We start from the raw sequence: 17,020 nt of genomic DNA on the forward strand, positions 1-17,020 counted from the left end.
TCAGCGGCTGGCGCGGCGGCTCATGAACGCCAGGCGTTCGAGCAGCTGCACGTCCTGCTCGTTCTTCACCAGGGCGCCGGCCAGGGGCGGGATGGCCTTGGTGGGGTCGCGCTCGCGCAGCACGGCTTCGCCGATGTTGTCGGCCATCAGCAGTTTCAGCCAGTCGACCAGCTCGCTGGTGGAGGGCTTCTTCTTCAGGCCCGGCACCTTGCGCACGTCGAAGAACACGTCCAGCGCCTCGGCGACCAGGTCCTTCTTGATGTTGGGGTAGTGCACATCGACGATCTTCTGCAGGGTCTCGCGATCCGGGAAGGCGATGTAGTGGAAGAAGCAGCGGCGCAGGAAGGCGTCCGGCAGTTCCTTCTCGTTGTTGGAGGTGATGATGATGATCGGGCGCTGCTTGGCCTTGATCGTCTCGTTGGTCTCGTAGACGTAGAACTCCATCTTGTCGAGTTCCTGCAACAGGTCGTTGGGGAACTCGATGTCGGCCTTGTCGATCTCGTCGATCAGCAGGATCACGCGCTCTTCGGACTCGAACGCCTCCCACAGCTTGCCTTTCTTGATGTAGTTGCGAACGTCGTGGACCTTCTCGGAGTTCAGCTGCGAGTCGCGCAGGCGGCTGACCGCGTCGTACTCGTACAGGCCCTGGTGCGCCTTGGTGGTGGACTTGATGTGCCAGGTGATCAGGCGGGCACCGAAGGATTCGGCCAGTTGCTCGGCGAGCATGGTCTTGCCGGTGCCCGGCTCGCCCTTGACCAGCAGCGGGCGTTGCAGGGTGATGGCGGCGTTGACCGCAAGCTTGAGGTCGTCGGTGGCGACGTAGGACTGGGTGCCTTCGAACTTCATCAGGGAATCCTCGAACGGTAACGCCCGGCTCGGCCGGGGCCTTCGGTATTTACGGAAAGGCCGACTATAACGCGCGGCCCGGCGCACTGTGAACGCAGACGGGGCATTCAGTCACTGAATGGGCGGTCACTCTCCTTCCAGCCTAGACACTCCCGGCCCGGCGCGTACCCCGACCTGCGATGGGCGGTGGCTCAAGCACGGGCCTGGCAGGCGGGCGGCTGTCACCTTCGGCAACAGGTTGGCCTGCCCTCTGGGAGCGGATTCATCGGCGAGGGGGGCCGGCCGTCAGTCGTTCTTCTCCGGCGGCGGGCGTTCGAAGCGGGTGGTGAAGGCTTCGATGAAGGCGTTGCGCAGGATCGACAGGAAGGCCTGGAAGGCGCTGATGTCCTGGCGATGCACGTTGCCGCTGAGCTCCACGCGGGTGGCGAACTGGTCGCGCTGCTGGTTCTTCAGCACCGTCTCGCCGCCGCCCACCAGGGCCTCCCACAAGGAACGGAGGAAGCCCTTGTCGTCGTTCTCCACGTCCTGCTCCCAATCGAAGACATCGACGTTGCGCAGCAGCGGCTTGATGTAGCCGCTGAGCTGGGCGTTATCGGCACGGGCCTCGATCACCAGGTCGCCGCTGCCGGCCTTGAAGTCGAACTTGCCGTAGGCGCGGGAGAAGTCGTTGAGCCGGGGCAGGTCGACGTCGCGGGCGCGCAGGCGCAGCTCGAAATCCTCGAAGTTCTTGAACGGGTCGAAGCGCGCCTCCACCTCCAGCGGCGCGTGGCCGAGCAGTTGCGCCCGGCCCTCGAAGCGCGCCACGCGCTCGCCGCTGTCGTCGGCGACGTTGGTCAGGTTGTAGAGGCTGGCGTTCACCTCGCTGGCGTCGATGTCCACCTTGGGCGTCGAGCTGAAGTTGTGGAAGGCGATGCGGCCGTTGACCACGCGCACCTCGTCGAGGGTGATGGGCAGCAGCTTGTTCAACTGGTCGCGCCAGTCGGTGCCGGCACCGGTCTGCGAGTCCTGCTTGTTCTTGCCGCCGTCGACGAAGTTCACCTCCGGCGCTTCGAAGATCACCCGCGCCACCACGCTGTGGTCGTACCAGAGCGAGTGCCAGCTCACCGCCAGGTCGATGCCCGGGGCGTCCAGCAGCGGCACCGGGATCGCGCCGTCGGCCTTGACGATGGACAGGCCGTTGATGCGATAGGCGCCGCGCCACCAGGCCAGGTCGACATCGGCGATATGGCCGCGGTACTCGCCCATGTCGGCGAGCTTGCCGTTGAGGTAGTCGCGGATCAGCCAGGGCAGCGCGAAGTGCGCCACCACCAGCAGCAGGACGAGGGTGAGGAGCGCCCCGAGGGGCAGGCTGTAGCGTCTTTTCATGGGGGCATCCGCCGGGGGCGATTCTCTTTCATGGACTGCCGCCCACTGCAATGAGTTCGGCTGGACTGCACTGGCGCGCGGGCATAGGCTGGTCGCCTTCCAACCGCCCGCCACCTCTAAGGACAGGCCCATGACCCGTATCTATGCAGACAACTCCAAAGCCATCGGCAATACGCCCCTGGTGATGGTCAACCGACTCGGCCCGAAGGGCGTGACCATCCTCGCCAAGGTCGAGGGGCGCAACCCCGCCTATTCGGTGAAGTGCCGCATCGGCGCGAACATGATCTGGGACGCCGAGGAGCATGGGCGCCTGCGCCCCGGCATGACCCTGGTGGAGCCCACCTCCGGCAACACCGGCATCGGCCTGGCCTTCGTCGCCGCCGCCCGTGGCTACAAGCTGATCCTCACCATGCCGTCCTCCATGAGCCTGGAGCGTCGCAAGGTGCTCAAGGCGCTCGGCGCCGAGCTGGTGCTCACCGAGCCGGCCAAGGGCATGAAAGGGGCCATCGAGAAGGCCGCCGAGATCGCCGCCGGCAACCCCGAGCAGTACCTGCTGCTGCAACAGTTCGAGAACCCGGCCAACCCGGCCATCCACGAGAAGACCACCGGCCCTGAGATCTGGAACGACACCGACGGCGCGGTGGACGTGCTGGTGGCGGGCGTCGGCACCGGCGGCACCATCACCGGCGTGTCGCGCTACATCAAGCAGCAATGCAACAAGCCGATCCTCTCGGTGGCGGTCGAGCCGGTCACCTCGCCGGTGATCAGCCAGACCCTGGCCGGCGAAGAGGTCAAGCCCAGCCCGCACAAGATCCAGGGCATAGGCGCGGGCTTCGTGCCGAAGAACCTCGACCTGTCCATCGTCGACCGCGTCGAGCAGATCACCGACGACGAGTCCAAGGCGATGGCCCTGCGCCTGATGCGCGAGGAAGGCATCCTCTGCGGCATCTCCGGCGGCGCCGCCATGGCCGTCGCCGTGCGCCTGGCGGAGAAGCCGGAGATGCAGGGCAAGACCCTCGTCGTCATCCTCCCCGACTCCGGCGAGCGCTACCTCTCCACCATGCTCTTCGACGGCCTGTTCACCGAGCAGGAACTGCAGCAGTAAGGCCTGCCAGCATGCCCCCGGCTCGCTGGGGGCATGCGCACTTGTGGGAGCGAATTCATTCGCGAAATCCCGGCGCCGATGTGCCGGGTTTAACGCCGAACCGGCAGGGCGGGTGCAACCCGCGTAGGGGCGAATTCATTCGCCCAGCCAGGCCACCGGTGCACACCCGCATCCCACTAGGCACAAGCGCTCCTTGGGGGGAGCGAATTCATTCGCGATGGGGCTGGCACCTATCCGCCGGGTTTCCCTTGTAGGGGCGAATTCATTCGCCCAACCAGGCCACCGGTGCACACCCGCATCCCACTAGGCACAAGTGCTCCTTGGTGGGAGCGAATTCATTCGCGATGGGGCTGGCACCTATCCGACGGTTTTCCCTTGTAGGGGCGAATTCATTCGCCCGGGAGCGCGAGGCGGTCCCTGGCAGCATGGGTTTCGCTCCGCTCTACGCCATCCTACGAAGCCGCTTCCCGCTTCCCGCTTCTAGCTTCCAGCTGCCTTTGCTTCATAACTCCCCGACTCATAGCTGACCCCGTGCCTCACCCGTGGCGGCTCCTCGCCTTCGTGGAGCATGGTCACGTTGTCGATGATCGCCTTGTCGGCGATGGTCAGGCGGTCGAGCATGCGCAGGTGCTGCAGCCAGTTGTCCACCAGGAGGATTTCCTGCCAGTTCTCCTGGTCGCTGGTGTCGCGGTACAGCGCCCAGCGGTCGGCGCCGTTGCGCAGGCGCAGGCGGCGGAGGATCTGCATGGCGCGGACGAAGTCGCGGGTGCGCTCCACCGGGATGCGGTATTCGATGGTCACCAGCACCGAGCCACGGCCGGGGTTGAAGACGAAGGTGGGCTGGCCGGGCAGGGTGGTCACCGCGTGGGCGATGCTGGTGGCGTCCAGCTCCGGCAGGCGCGACTGATAGAGCAGGAAGGCGCAGGCGATCATCAGGCAGCCTGCGGCGAACAGCGCGCCCTTCACCCCCATGGTTTCCGCCAGGTGGCCCCAGAGGAACGAGCCCAGCGCCAGGCCGCCGTAGAGCGCCGTCTGGTACAGCGCCAGGGCGCGCGCCTTGACCCAGTCCGGCACCAGGATCTGCACCGCCGAGTTGTAGCTGGCCACCGCCGCGATCCAGCAGGCGCCGCCCAGCACCAGCGCCGGGAAGATCACCCAGAGGCTGTCCAGCGAGCCCAGCGCCAGCAGCACCAGGCCCAGCAGCAGGCCGGCGAAGCTGATCAGGCGGCTGGTGCCGACGCCGCGTCGCGCCAGGTTCACCCCCAGGCTGCCGAGGATCGCCCCCACGCCCAGGGCGCCGAGCATGTAGCCGTACACCGCCGCGTCGCCGTCCGGGTTGCGGTGCGCCAGCAGCGGCAGCAGCGCCCACACGGCGGAGGCGGAGATGCCGAAGGAGAACGAGCGCAGCATCACCAGGCGGGTGACGCTGGAGTACTGTGTGAAGCGCAGCGCGGCGACCACGCCCTCCATCAGCCGCTCCGGCGGCAGGCTGCGCACCGGCAGTTCCCGGCGCCAGCGCCAGATGGCCCAGATCAGCCCCAGGTAGCACAGGCAGTTGAACAGAAAGACCCAGGCCGGCCCCACCGCGCTGAGCATCAGCCCGCCGATGGCCGGGCCGGCGGCGCGCGCGACGTTGTAGTTGACGCTGTTAAGCAGCACCGCATCGCCCACCATCTTCGCCGGCACCTGCTCGTTCACCGCCGCCTGCCAGGCCGGGATCGTGATTGAGCCGCCGATGGAGATCCACAGGATCGAGACGATCAGCAGCAGCGGGTCCAGGTAGCCGAAGAAGGCCATGGCGGTGAGGAAGGTCGCGCCGCTCATCTCGAAGGCCAGGCCCGCCATCATGATCTTGCGGCGGTCGTGGTTGTCGGCCAGCACCCCGGACATGATCGACAACAGCACCAGCGGCAACGCGGCGGCGACCTGGATCATCGCCACCGTCGGCGGGCTGGCGTGGGCCTCGGTCACCACCCAGGCGGCGGCCACCGACTGCGCCCAGGTGCCCAGGTTGGCGAACAGGTTGGCGATCCAGATGATGCGGAACGCGGTGATGGTGAAGGGGCTGAACAGGCCGCTCTTGGGGGGCTCCTCGGATTCGGGTGTGCGCGGCAGGTCGTTCTTCGGCGATACGGACTGGAGCATGCGGGGTTCCTTGCGAGGCCGGACCGGGCCATGGGCGCCGGTCCCTGGTTACCGCGCAAGTGTAGACACCACCCCGGCGGGCAAAGGCCGGATCGGCGGTTTTCGCCAGTGGCGTTCTTCCTCGCGGGTCCGCTGGGACTTTGGTGTGATTGTCTCGCCCGGCCACCGCGGTAAAGCTGGCGCAACGCCGGTATCGACTACGCTTGCCGTGCCCCGATTCCCAACTCGCAGCCAGGAAACAAAGACAATGAGAAGTTCCTTCGCGCCTCTGCTCCTGACCCTCGCCGTGTCCGGAGCTGCACAGGCCGCCGACACGGTGAAGATCTACAACTGGACCGACTACATCGCGCCCGACACCGTCGCCACGTTCAGCAAGGAGACCGGAATCCAGGCCACCTACGACGTCTACGACAGCAACGAGACCCTCGACGGCAAGCTGATGACCGGCAAATCCGGCTACGACATCGTCGTCCCGTCCAACCACTACATGGCCAAGCAGATCCAGGCCGGTGCGCTGAAGAAGCTCGACAAGAGCCAGCTGCCCAACTGGAAGAACCTCAACCCGGCGCTGCTCAAGGCCCTGGAAGTCAACGACCCGGGCAACGAACACGGCTTCCCCTACCTCTGGGGCAGCACCGGCATCGGCTACAACCCGGCCAAGGTCAAGGAAGTGCTCGGCGACAACGCGCCGCTGGATTCCTGGGACCTGATCTTCAAGCCCGAGAACATGGAGAAGCTCGCCAAGTGCGGCGTCGCCATCCTCGACAACGGCCCCGAGCTGCTGCCCATCACCCTCAACTACCTGGGCCTGCCGCACCACAGCAAGAAGCCGGAGGACTACAAGACCGCCGAGGCCGCGCTGCTCAAGGTCCGCCCCTTCGTGCGCTACTTCCACTCATCCAAGTACGTGGGTGACCTGGCCAACGGCGAGATCTGCGTGGCCGTCGGCTTCTCCGGCGACATCCTCCAGGCCGCCACCCGCGCCAAGGAGGCCGGCAACGGCGTCGAGATCAAGTACTCCACGCCCAAGGAAGGCTCGCCGATGTGGTTCGACATGGTCGCCATGCCGGTGGACGCGCCCGACGAGAAGGCCGGCTACGCCTTCATGAACTACCTGCTGCGTCCCGAGGTGATCGCCGGCGTCAGCAACTACGTGCACTACGCCAACGGCAACAACGCCGCCGAACCGCTGGTGGAAGCCGAGATCAAGGCCGACCCGGCGATCTACCCGCCGGCCGACGTCATGGCCAAGCTGTTCGCCCTGGAATCCATGCCGCTGAAGATCGACCGCGTGCGCACCCGCACCTGGAACACCGTCAAGACCGGCAAATGACCCCGCGCTGAAACACCAACGCCCCGGCTTGCCGGGGCGTTTTTCTTGTGGGAGCGGATTCATCCGCGATGGCCCACTACCGCAACACCGGGTTTCACCCGACCTACCGATCGATCACCGCCATACAGGATGTAGGGTGGACCGCGCTTCATCGGCCCACCATCGGAGCCACCCGCCACTGCGCTGGTGGACGTGAAGAGCGACGTCCACCTACGCAGGGCCCTGGCTCTTATGTAGGGGCGACTTCATTCGCGACCGGCCAACACCGCAACGTCGGGTTTCACCCGACCTACAGGCCAAACCGGTAGGGCGGGTGCAACCCGCGCAGGGGCGAATTCATTCGCCCAACCGACCAGCCGGCAACCCCTACGACGCCCGCTCCACCTCGACCGCCGCCACCGTCGGGCGCAGCACCAGCCACAGCGCCAGGGCGATCAGCACGCCGCCCTGCAGGTGCGCCCAGGACAGCGACTCGTCCAGCAGCAGCGCGCCCCAGAACACCCCGAACAGCGGGATGAGGAAGGTCACCGTCATGGTCTTCACCGGGCCGACGTTGGCGATCAGGCGGAAGTAGATGACGTAGGCGAACGAGGTGCACAGCAGCCCCAGCCCGGCCAGCGCGAGCCAGATGCCCGGCTCGGCCAGGGGCGCCAGGGGCATGGCGTGGCTGCTGGCGAGGAAGATCGGCAGCAGGCACAGCGTCGCGCCGGCCTGGGCGCCGAAGGCCGAGAGGCCGCTGTCCAGGCCACCGGCATCGTTGATCCAGCGCTTGGTGAAGAACCCGGCGAAGCCGTAGCAGGTGGTCGCCATCAGGCAGGCCAGGGCACCGCGCAGCAGGTCGGCGTCGAAGGCCACCGGCCCGGCGCCGGTCAGCACCGCCACGCCGGCCAGGCCCAGCAGCACGCCGGCGGCCTTGGGCAGGGTCAGCTTCTCGCCGAAGAACAACCCGCCGATCAGCACGCCCATCAATGGCGTGGTGGCGTTGAAGATGGCCGAGTAGCCCGCCGGCAGCACCTCGGCGGCGAGCGCGTACATGGCGGCGGGAATGCCCGAGCTGACCACGCCAATCAGCAGGATCTTGCCCAGCTTGCCGCGGAAGTCCCAGGTCACCCGCAGCAGCGCCAGGATCGCCACCAGGCCGATGGCCGAAATGGCCACGCGGAAGAACGCCGTCGGCAACGCGCCGATCACCGGCACCAGCACGCGCATGAACAGGAAGCTGGCGCCCCAGATGGCGGCGAGGCTCAACAGGCGGACGAGATCGGCGGGTTTCATGCAAGGGCTCCGAGGCAGGAGCGGCACAGCTTACGCCGCCCCGGCAGCGGCGCAATCGACACCTTGCGTTCAAATCGACGGCACAGTTCGGCTAGGCGTCTGGGCTGGGCGTTGTGGGGGCGGGTGGTTCGCCGGGCGAGTAAACATCCATGTTCGTGGTGCGTGGCTTTGCTTTTGGGTCCCACTATCAGACCTCGGCGCATGCAGCAGCCGCTCATTCCGGATGTAGGGTGTGCTGCGCGCACCTGGAGCCCGCCGGAAGCACCGAGCGGAGGTGCGCACGGCACACCCTACGGCACGCGTTCATCCTGGTGAAACCCGGCGTTGTGGGGCGGGGCATCGCGGATGAATCCGCTCCCACAAGGGCGCCGGGGCGGGGCTGTTACAGGGCGGCTTCGAAGACTTCGCGGCCGGCGAACCAGGTCTTCAGCACCTGGGTGTCGCGCAGGGCGTCGGGCTCCACCTGGAACACGTCGCGGTCCAGCAGGATCAGGTCCGCCTGCTTGCCGGGGGCCAGCGAGCCGATCTGCTGGTCCAGGCCGATGGTGCGCGCCGCGTTGAGGGTATAGGCCTGGAACATGGTCTCCCGGTCGATTTCCTCGCTCGGGTTGAGCACGCCCTTGGGCCCCTTGCGGCTGACGGCTTGGTAGATCGCCTTCCAGGGTTGTGGCGTGGTCACCGGCCAGTCGCTGGCGCCGGCGAGGGTGGCGCCGTTCTTCAGCAGCGAGCGGGCCGGGTACTGGTACTGGAAGGCCATGGTGCTGATGTAGGGCTGCACCAGGTCGAGGGTGGCGTCGTCGGCGCTGGCCCAGTAGAGCTGCATGGAGGCGATCACGTCGAGCGGCTTGAAGCGGGCGAATTCCTTGGGGTTGACCATCTGCAGGTGGGTGATGGAGTGGGGGATGCCGCTGTGCCGGTCGCGGCGTGCCTGCTCGATGCCGTTGAGGGATTCGCGCACCGCGCGGTCACCGATGGCGTGCACGTGCACCAGCCAGCCACGGGCATCGACCGCGCTGACCAGTTCGCCGAAGTGCGCCGGGTCGATCAGCAGCTCGCCGTACTTTTTGGAATTCTTGTAGGGCTCCAGCAGGGCGGCGGTCTGCGCCGGGTATTCGGGCACGCCGTCGGCGAAGATCTTGATCCCCGGCAGGCTCAGGTTGGGCACGCCCTGGAACTGCCGGCGCACCTGCTCGAGGGTGTCCAGGTCGGCCGGGCGGCTCTTCGGGTGGGCCACCAGCAAGGCGGCGACGTGGGCGGTCAGTTCACCCTTTTCGGCCATTGCCTTGTACACCGGCAGGATGCCGAGGGTCTGGGCGGTGGGCTTGAAGTCGAACAACGGCTCGCCGGGGGCGGCGTTGGCGGCCGGGTCCATCCAGGCGGTGATGCCCAGGCTGAGGTTGTAGCGCAGGGCCGCGCGGCCGGCCTCCAGCAACTGCTCGGGGGTCGCCGTCGGGTATTGCGCCAGCACCGGGTCGAGGCCGGCGTCGGCGAGGAAGCCGTTGGGGCGCATGTCTTCGTGGTGGCCGACGGTGGCCAGCTGTTCGCCCCTGAGGGCTTTCACCGTGTCGGCGTCGATGCCGGCGCGTTTCAGCATGGCCTGGTTGACCCAGCCGGTGTGCTGGTCCCAGCCGATGAAGGCGATGGGCACGTCCTTCCATTCGCCCTGGTTGAAGCGTCGCTCGAACTCCGCCACCTGGCTCCAGTAGGCCGAGGGCAGGCCGCCGACGCTGAGGATGTCGCCCTGGCGTGCCTTGCCGTCGTCGCGCCATTGGCGCAGGCGGCGCTCCAGCTCGTCCATGGGCAGGAGCTGGGTGTCGACGGTGGCCGCCGCCAGTTCCAGGCCCCCCATGACCGCATGGGAGTGGGAGTCGACGAAGCCGGGCATCAGCACCTTGCCGCCCAGGTCGACGACGCGGGTGCCGGCCTCCCTGAGGCGCAGCATGTCGGCGTCGCTGCCCACCGCTCGGATCTTGCCGTCCTCCACGGCCACGGCCTGCTGCAGGGGTTGGCCGGGTTCGGCGGTATAGACCTTGGCGTTGTGCAGGATCAGGTCCACCGCCGCCATGCTTTCCATGGAGGCACAGATCAGGGCGGTGGCCAGGAGGGTGGGGGCGAGGCATTTCATTGGCTGGGTTCCGGTTCTTGTTGGTCTGGCGCTGAGCCTAACCAAGCCGGCGCGGCGGCAGAATGCTATGTTCGCGCACAACTTCTATGCCGAATCGGAACAGGTCGATGGACAAGCTCAGTGCCCTCTCGATGTTCATCGCCACCGCCGAGCACGGCAGCTTCAGCCGCGCGGCCGAGCACCTGGGCAAGACGCCCTCGGCGCTGACCAAGGCGGTGGGCCACCTCGAATCCGAACTGGGAGTGCGCCTGTTCGAGCGCACCACCCGGCGCATGGCGCTGACCGAGGCCGGGCACATCTACCTGGAAGGGGCGCGCCAGGCGCTGATGCAACTGCAACTGGCCGGCGAGGAAGTGGACCAGCTGCAGCACGAGCTGCGTGGCACCCTGCGCCTCACCGCGCCGCCGTCCTTCGGCCCGGCCTTCCTCAACGAGGTCTGCTGCTGCTACATGGACGCCCATCCCCAGGTGCGCCTGGAAGTGGACCTCAACGACGCCTTCGTCGACCTGATCGACGGCGGCTACGACCTGGCCCTGCGCGACGGCCCCACCGACCTGCCGGGGCTGATCGCCAGGCCCCTGGCCGATAACCGCGTCTACCTGTGCTGCACCCCGGGCTATCTGGAGCGCAAGGGCATGGGGGTGACCCTGGAGAACTTCCAGCAGCACGACTGGCTGATCTTCCAGCACCCCATGCTCAACCGGCACTTCTGGTGGCTGCGCCTGGGCGAGGAGCGCATCCGCCTGGCCCATCCGGTGGCGCACCTGGCCAGCGACAACTACGACTTCCTGCTCGCCTGCCTGCTGCGCGGCCACGGCCTGCAGCCGCTCCCACGCTGGAGCGCCAAGCCGTACCTGGCCAGCGGCCAGCTGGTGCGGGTGATGCCCGAGTACCTGCTGGAGCCCGATGTATTCGGCCCCTGGGTGCATGTGCTCTACCTCTCCCACCGCCGGCGTACGCGCAAGGTCCGGGCGTTCATCGAGATGCTGGAGGCTTATATGCACGAGCAGGGGATCGCTTGATGGCCGGGCCATCGCGAATGAATTCGCTCCCACCCGTAGGATGGGTAGAGCGCAGCGAAACCCATGCTGTCGTTGGGCCCGCTGCGCGTGCCTTGGCGAATGAATTCGCCCCTACAGGGTCCTGGCTTTGGAAGTTGCGGATGGTCCCGACGGTGGACCGATTAAGCGCGGTCCACCCTTCCCGAGCCCGTAGGTTGGTGCCGAGCGTAGCGAGGCCCAACGCAACGGCGCTGACCCATTTCGCGAATGAATTCGCTCCCACAGAAGAGCCAGAGCGCAGCGAAACCCATGCTGTCGTCGGGCCCGCTGCGCGCGCCTTGGGCGAATGAATTCGCCCCTACAGGGCCTGTCAGAACGACTTGCTGACGCTCGCCACCACCGTTGCGCTGCAGGTGTCGGTGAAGCCGTAGTTGCTGGCGCACTGGCTTTCCGAGAGGTCGGTGTCGACGTAGGCGAGGCCCCAGGTGACGCCGAGGAAGTCGCGGGTCAGCTTGGCTTCCCACTCGCGGTACGACTCGCTGCCGGTGCCGTTGCGCGACCAGAACAGCGGGTCCTTGAAGTCCATGCGCCCGTAGCGCAGCTCCAGGCCCACCTCCAGGGGCAGCTGGGTCTCGTAGCCGACCCAGGTGTAGAGGGTGTCCTGGTCCTCGCCGATGATGTTCGGCGCATCGTCCGAGTAATAGGCGGCGGCCTTGAAGCCGTACGCGCTGAGGATGGCGTACACCTCGCTCTGGTTGAACTGGCTCTCCTTCGGGTAGGCGTACTTGATCACGCCCAGGTCGAGGCTCACCGCGTCCGTGGCCTGCCAGAACCAGCCGGCGTAGTAGTCCACCTCCTGGCGGGTCTTGAGGCCGAAGCCGAAGTCGACGTTGGAGGTCCAGGCGCCGGCGTAGAGGCCGCTGGCATGCAGCAGCGTGGCGCCGGCCTGGATGGCGGGGTCGCCCTGGGTCTGCGAGATGCCGCGGGTGCGGTAGTCGCTGGCCAGGTTGAGGTCGACCGCGACGGCGAAGTCGTCGGTGATCGGCAGCGCGGCCTGGCTGCACAGCGGGGCCAGGGCGAGGCCGGCGAGGAGGAGGGTGGTGGAACGCTTCATGGTGGATTCCCGATCTTGTGGTTGTTATGGGCAGATGAAAGGCAAGGCTTCGCCCGACCCCCATGCAGCGGGGGCCAGGCAGCAGCGGTGGTGCGGTCTTGTTATCGGGCGGCGGTGTAGACCTCGCGGCCACCGAACCAGGTCTTGAGCACCTGGGTTTCGGCCAGGGCCTTGGCGTCCACGGTGAACACGTCGCGGTCGAGGAGGATGAAGTCGGCCTGCTTGCCGGCGGCCAGCGAGCCGATGTGCTGCTCCTGGCCGATGGTGCGCGCGGCGTTGAGGGTGTAGGCGTAGAACATGGTGTCGCGGTCCAGGCGCTCCTCGGCGTTGAGCACGCCTTTCTCGCCTTCGCGGGTCACCGCCTGGGCCATGGCCGCCCAGGGGTTGGGCGAGGACACCGGCCAGTCGCTGGCGCCGGCGATGGTCGCGCCCTGCTGCAGCAGCGAGTGCGCCGGGTACTGGTAGCGGAAAGCGAAGGCGCTGACGTAGGGCTTGACCATGTCCAGCGTGTAGTCGTCGCCGGCGGCCCAGAGCAGCTGCATGGAGGCGATCACGTCGAGCGGCTTGAAGCGCGCGAACTCCTTGGGGTTCACCAGTTGCAGGTGGGTGATCGAGTGGGTGATGCCGCTCTGCCGGTCGCGGCGGGCCTGCTCGATGCCGTTGAGCGCCTCGCGCACCGCACGGTCGCCGATGGCGTGGATGTGCACCAGCCAGCCGCGTGCATCCGCCGCGCTGACCAGCTCGCCGAAGTGCGCCGGGTCGATCAGCAGCTCGCCCTGCTTGTGGCTGTTGCTGTACGGGTCGATCAGCGCCGCGCTCTGCGCCGGGTACTCCAGCACGCCGTCGGCGAAGATCTTGATCCCCGGCAGGCTCAGGTTGTCGATGCCCTGGAACTGCTGGCGCACCTTCTCCAGGGTGTCCAGGTCGGCGGGGCGGCTTTTCGGGTGGGCCACCAAGAGCGCGGCGACGTGGGCGGTCAGCTCGCCTCTCTCGGCCAGCGCCTTGTACACCGGCAGCACGCCGACGGACTTCTCCGTGGGCTTGAGGGCGAACAGGGGCTCGCCGGGGGCGCCGTTGGCGGCCGGGTCCATCCACGCCGTGATGCCCAGGCTGTTGTTGGTGCGCACCGCGTTCTCGCCGGCGCGCAGCAGCAGGGCCGGGTCCATGGGCGGCAGCACGGCGGCGACGCGGTCCCAGCCGGCGTCCACCAGGAAGCCGTTGGGCGCGCCGTCCTTGCCCAGGCCGATGGTGCCGCGCTCGGCCTCGGGGAGGGACTCGACCAGCTTGGCGTCGATGCCGGCGCGCTTGCGCATGGCCGCGTTGGCCCAGGCGGTGTGGTGGTCGCTGCCGACGAAGACGATGGGCACCCCGGCCCACTCGCCCTGGTCGAAGCGCTGGCCCATGGCCTCGGCCTGGGCCCAGTAGGCGGAGGTCATGCCCCCGACGTAGAGGGTGTCGCCGTGGCGCGCGGTGCCGTCGTCGCGCCAGGTGCGCAGGCGTTTTTCCAACTCATCCAGGCTCACCTGCTCGTCACCCATGTTGGCGGTGGACATCTCCAGGCCGCCGAAGATGGCGTGGGAGTGGGTGTCGATCAGGCCCGGCATCAGCGCCTTGCCGCCGAGGTCGATGCGCTGGGTGGAGGCGTCCGCGAGGGCCTTGATCTCGGCATCGCTGCCCACCGCCAGCACCTTGCCGTTCTCCACGGCGATGGCCTGCACCATGGGGCGGGCCTTGTCGGCGGTGAACACCTTGCCGTTGAACAGCACCATATCGGCGCCGGCCATGGCTTCCATCGAGGCAAAAGCCACCGCAGCCGCCAGTAGTCGTGGAACGAAGTTTTTCACGGGCTCCCCCTTTGTTTTTGTCGGTCTGCCAGCGAGACTAGCGGCTCCCCGGGGCTGGCAGAACGCCGGCAGCGTGCAAAACCCTTTTGCCGGAATGGAAAAACCATGGACAAGCTCGGTGCCATCGCCATGTTCGTCGCCACCGCCGAACAGGGCAGTTTCAGCCGTGCCGCCGAGCAACTGGGCAAGACCCCCTCGGCGCTGACCAAGGCCGTCAGCCACCTGGAGGCCGAGCTGGGTGCGCGCCTGTTCGAGCGCAGCACCCGGCGCATCGTCCTCACCGAAGCGGGGCGCCTCTACCTGGAGACCGCGCGCCAGCTGCTGCAGCGCCTGCACGATGTGGGCGAGGAGATCGGCCAGCTGCAGCACGGCCTGCAGGGCAGCCTGCGGATGACCGCGCCGCTGGCCTTCAGCCGCGCCTTCCTCGATGAGGTGTGCGCGGGCTTTCTCGCCGCCTACCCGCAGATCAGCCTGCGGGTCGATCTGTGCGACGCCTTCGTCGACCTGGTGGAGGCGGGCTACGACCTAGCCCTGCGCGAGGGGCAGAGCGACCTGCCGGGGCTGATCGCCCGGGTGGTCGGGCGCAACCGCCTGGCCCTGTGCGCCAGCCCCGCCTACCTGGCACGCAAGGGCGTGCCGACCCTCGCCGATCTCGACCGCCACGACTGGCTCGCCTACCGCCACCCGGCGCTGAGCCGGCAGTACTGGTGGGTGGAATGCGACGGCCAGCGCACGCGCCTGGCCCAGCCTGCCGCCCCGCGCCTGGAGAGCGACAACTACGACCTGCTGCTGGCCAACGCCCTGGCCGGGGTCGGCGTGCTGCACACTCCCCTGTGGAGCGCCGCGCCCTATATCGCCGATGGCCGCCTGGTGCGCCTGCTGGCCGACCACGAGATCGACCCGGACGCCTTCGGCGACCAGATCCTCGCCGTCTACCCCAGCCATCGCCGGGCCACCGGCAAGGTGCTGGCGTTCATCGACTACCTGGCCGCCTTCCTCGAGGCGCGGGGGCTGGCCTGAGCGCCGTGACCCATCGGTCGCGAGTGGTCCGGCCGGGGCTGATGCAGGGGGAGCTTTTTTTCGGGCCGGGCTGTGGCTAAGCTCCGTCTTCCGAATTCCCAGCTGAGTGTTCCCCATGGCGCAGCAATGGCCGGCCGCAGATATCGCGCGACTGATCCTCGATGGTTTCGACGACTACCGTGAGCATTTCCGTCAGATCACCGACGGCGCCCGCGCCCGCTTCGAGCAGGCGCAGTGGCAGGAGATCCAGCAGGCGGCCGCCGCGCGGATCGCCCTCTACGAGGAGAAGGTGAGTGAAGTGGGCGAGCGCCTGCGCGCCGCCTTCGACGAGGAGGTGCTGCTGGACGTGCAGCTGTGGCCGCTGGTCAAGAGCGCCTACATCAAGCTGATCGACCTGCGCTTCGACGACGAACTCTCGGAAACCTGGTTCAACTCGATCTTCTGCGGCCTGTTCAGCCATGACCTGATCAGCGACGGCTGCATGTTCATCCACACCACGCGGCCGTCCCTGCGCCCCCACGAGCGCGCGCCGCAGACCCGCAGCTACCACCCGCGCGGCGACCTCAAGGCGGCGCTGCTGCAGATCCTCGACGACTACCGCTTCGCCGTGCCCTTCGACGACCTGGAGCGCGACCTCGATCGCCTGGTCGCCCAGCTGCGCGACAGCCTGCCGGACTGGGTGATCAAGGACCCGGAACTGTGCGTCGAGCTGTTCTCATCCACCCTCTACCGCAACAAGGGCGCCTACCTGGTGGGCCGCATCTACACCCGCGACGAGCAGTGGCCGCTGGTCATCCCGCTGCTGCACCGCGAGGGCAAGGGCATCCAGGTGGACGCGCTGATCACCGACGAAGCCGACGTCTCGATCATCTTCTCCTTCACCCGCTCCTACTTCATGGTGGACGTGCCGGTGCCGGCGGAGTTCGTCGGCTTCCTCAAGCGCATCCTGCCGGGCAAGCACATCGCCGAGCTGTACACCTCCATCGGCTTCTACAAGCACGGCAAGTCCGAGTTCTACCGCGCCCTGATCAACCACCTGGCCAACACCGACGACCGCTTCATCATGGCGCCCGGCGTGCGCGGCATGGTCATGAGCGTGTTCACGCTGCCGGGCTTCAACACCGTGTTCAAGATCATCAAGGACCGCTTCTCGCCGTCGAAGAACGTCGACCGCAACACCGTCATCGAGAAGTACCGCCTGGTGAAGAGCGTCGACCGCGTCGGGCGCATGGCCGATACCCAGGAGTTCGCCGACTTCCGCTTCCCCAAGGCCAAGTTCGAGCCCGAGTGCCTGGCCGAGCTGCTGGAGGTGGCGCCGTCCACCGTCGAGCTGGAAGGCGATACCGTGCTCATCCGCCACTGCTGGACCGAGCGCCGCATGACCCCGCTGAACATCTACCTGGAAAGCGCCAGCGAGCCCCAGGTGCGCGAGGCGCTGGACGACTACGGCCTGGCCATCAAGCAGCTGGCCGCCGCCAACATCTTCCCCGGCGACATGCTGCTGAAGAACTTCGGCGTCACCCGTCACGGCCGCGTGGTGTTCTACGACTACGACGAGATCAGCTACCTCACCGAGGTCAACTTCCGCTTCATCCCGCCGCCGCGCTACCCCGAGGACGAGATGTCCTCCGAGCCCTGGTACTCGGTGGCCCCGCACGACGTGTTCCCCGAGGAGTTCCCGCGCTTCCTGTTCGCCGATATCGGCCAGCGCAAGCTGTTCAACCAGCTGCACGGCGACCTCTACGACGCCGACTACTGGAAGAGCCTCCAGGACGCCATCCGCGCCGGCAAGGTGATCGACGTCTTCCCCTACCGGCGCAAGGAACGCCCGGACGCCATCCAGTGAC

At 67.4% G+C, this 17,020-nt stretch carries 12 protein-coding genes; 5 read left to right on the top strand and 7 right to left on the bottom strand.

Features of this window, described 5'->3' with window-relative positions; all coding sequences use genetic code 11:
* Entirely contained in the window at positions 1-846 is an 846-nt protein-coding gene (locus tag WFQ67_RS27635; RefSeq protein WP_173178893.1) for an AAA family ATPase, read from the bottom strand.
* Between the two features lie 285 nt (positions 847-1,131).
* Positions 1,132-2,211 carry a DUF748 domain-containing protein gene (locus WFQ67_RS27640; RefSeq protein ID WP_337058769.1) on the bottom strand — a complete coding sequence of 360 codons (1,080 nt, stop codon included), beginning with the start codon at positions 2,209-2,211 and terminating at the stop codon, positions 1,132-1,134.
* A 130-nt stretch (positions 2,212-2,341) separates the two neighbouring features.
* Here WFQ67_RS27640 and cysK point away from each other — a divergent pair, with 130 nt between their 5' ends.
* Positions 2,342-3,316: a cysteine synthase A gene (cysK, locus tag WFQ67_RS27645; protein ID WP_173178895.1), complete on the top strand. Its 975-nt coding sequence runs from the start codon at positions 2,342-2,344 to the stop codon at positions 3,314-3,316.
* A gap of 480 nt (positions 3,317-3,796) precedes the next feature.
* Here the strand turns inward: cysK and WFQ67_RS27650 are convergent, their stop codons facing one another.
* Positions 3,797-5,461 carry an MFS transporter gene (locus WFQ67_RS27650; RefSeq protein WP_173178896.1) on the bottom strand — a complete coding sequence of 555 codons (1,665 nt, stop codon included), beginning with the start codon at positions 5,459-5,461 and terminating at the stop codon, positions 3,797-3,799.
* Between the two features lie 247 nt (positions 5,462-5,708).
* Here WFQ67_RS27650 and WFQ67_RS27655 point away from each other — a divergent pair, with 247 nt between their 5' ends.
* Positions 5,709-6,794 (top strand): polyamine ABC transporter substrate-binding protein, encoded by a 1,086-nt coding sequence (locus tag WFQ67_RS27655; RefSeq protein WP_213625558.1) that lies wholly within the window; start codon positions 5,709-5,711, stop codon positions 6,792-6,794.
* Positions 6,795-7,160: 366 nt separating this feature from the next.
* Here WFQ67_RS27655 and WFQ67_RS27660 read toward each other — a convergent pair whose 3' ends face one another.
* Both WFQ67_RS27660 and WFQ67_RS27665 read right to left on the bottom strand, forming a co-directional pair.
* Positions 7,161-8,069 (bottom strand): DMT family transporter, encoded by a 909-nt coding sequence (locus WFQ67_RS27660; RefSeq protein ID WP_213625557.1) that lies wholly within the window; start codon positions 8,067-8,069, stop codon positions 7,161-7,163.
* A 382-nt stretch (positions 8,070-8,451) separates the two neighbouring features.
* Positions 8,452-10,194, bottom strand: coding sequence for an amidohydrolase (locus tag WFQ67_RS27665; protein WP_337058770.1), 1,743 nt, complete (start codon positions 10,192-10,194; stop codon positions 8,452-8,454).
* 107 nt (positions 10,195-10,301) lie between these two features.
* Here WFQ67_RS27665 and WFQ67_RS27670 point away from each other — a divergent pair, with 107 nt between their 5' ends.
* A complete protein-coding gene (locus WFQ67_RS27670; protein WP_337058771.1) occupies positions 10,302-11,216 on the top strand; it encodes a LysR family transcriptional regulator in 915 nt (304 codons plus the stop codon).
* Positions 11,217-11,565: 349 nt separating this feature from the next.
* Here WFQ67_RS27670 and WFQ67_RS27675 read toward each other — a convergent pair whose 3' ends face one another.
* Positions 11,566-12,309 carry a TorF family putative porin gene (locus tag WFQ67_RS27675; RefSeq protein ID WP_213625554.1) on the bottom strand — a complete coding sequence of 248 codons (744 nt, stop codon included), beginning with the start codon at positions 12,307-12,309 and terminating at the stop codon, positions 11,566-11,568.
* A gap of 101 nt (positions 12,310-12,410) precedes the next feature.
* Complete coding sequence (locus tag WFQ67_RS27680) at positions 12,411-14,153, bottom strand: amidohydrolase (RefSeq protein WP_337058772.1); 1,743 nt, start codon at positions 14,151-14,153, stop codon at positions 12,411-12,413.
* 105 nt (positions 14,154-14,258) lie between these two features.
* On the opposite strand from WFQ67_RS27680, the gene WFQ67_RS27685 reads away from it, so the two are divergent.
* Both WFQ67_RS27685 and aceK read left to right on the top strand, forming a co-directional pair.
* Complete coding sequence (locus WFQ67_RS27685; protein ID WP_173178903.1) at positions 14,259-15,173, top strand: LysR family transcriptional regulator; 915 nt, start codon at positions 14,259-14,261, stop codon at positions 15,171-15,173.
* A gap of 115 nt (positions 15,174-15,288) precedes the next feature.
* Positions 15,289-17,019 carry a bifunctional isocitrate dehydrogenase kinase/phosphatase gene (aceK, locus tag WFQ67_RS27690; protein ID WP_173178904.1) on the top strand — a complete coding sequence of 577 codons (1,731 nt, stop codon included), beginning with the start codon at positions 15,289-15,291 and terminating at the stop codon, positions 17,017-17,019.
* Position 17,020: the final 1 nt, after the last annotated feature.

The organism is Pseudomonas sp. USHLN015, from assembly GCF_037153275.1.
GTDB lineage: Bacteria > Pseudomonadota > Gammaproteobacteria > Pseudomonadales > Pseudomonadaceae > Metapseudomonas > Metapseudomonas tohonis.

Coding starts and splice junctions, on each gene's coding strand:
- WFQ67_RS27635 (WP_173178893.1), bottom strand. CDS start 846: ATGAAGTTCGAAGGCACCCAGTCCTACGTCGCCACCGACGACCTCAAG.
- WFQ67_RS27640 (WP_337058769.1), bottom strand. CDS start 2,211: ATGAAAAGACGCTACAGCCTGCCCCTCGGGGCGCTCCTCACCCTCGTC.
- cysK (WP_173178895.1), top strand. CDS start 2,342: ATGACCCGTATCTATGCAGACAACTCCAAAGCCATCGGCAATACGCCC.
- WFQ67_RS27650 (WP_173178896.1), bottom strand. CDS start 5,461: ATGCTCCAGTCCGTATCGCCGAAGAACGACCTGCCGCGCACACCCGAA.
- WFQ67_RS27655 (WP_213625558.1), top strand. CDS start 5,709: ATGAGAAGTTCCTTCGCGCCTCTGCTCCTGACCCTCGCCGTGTCCGGA.
- WFQ67_RS27660 (WP_213625557.1), bottom strand. CDS start 8,069: ATGAAACCCGCCGATCTCGTCCGCCTGTTGAGCCTCGCCGCCATCTGG.
- WFQ67_RS27665 (WP_337058770.1), bottom strand. CDS start 10,194: ATGAAATGCCTCGCCCCCACCCTCCTGGCCACCGCCCTGATCTGTGCC.
- WFQ67_RS27670 (WP_337058771.1), top strand. CDS start 10,302: ATGGACAAGCTCAGTGCCCTCTCGATGTTCATCGCCACCGCCGAGCAC.
- WFQ67_RS27675 (WP_213625554.1), bottom strand. CDS start 12,309: ATGAAGCGTTCCACCACCCTCCTCCTCGCCGGCCTCGCCCTGGCCCCG.
- WFQ67_RS27685 (WP_173178903.1), top strand. CDS start 14,259: ATGGACAAGCTCGGTGCCATCGCCATGTTCGTCGCCACCGCCGAACAG.
- aceK (WP_173178904.1), top strand. CDS start 15,289: ATGGCGCAGCAATGGCCGGCCGCAGATATCGCGCGACTGATCCTCGAT.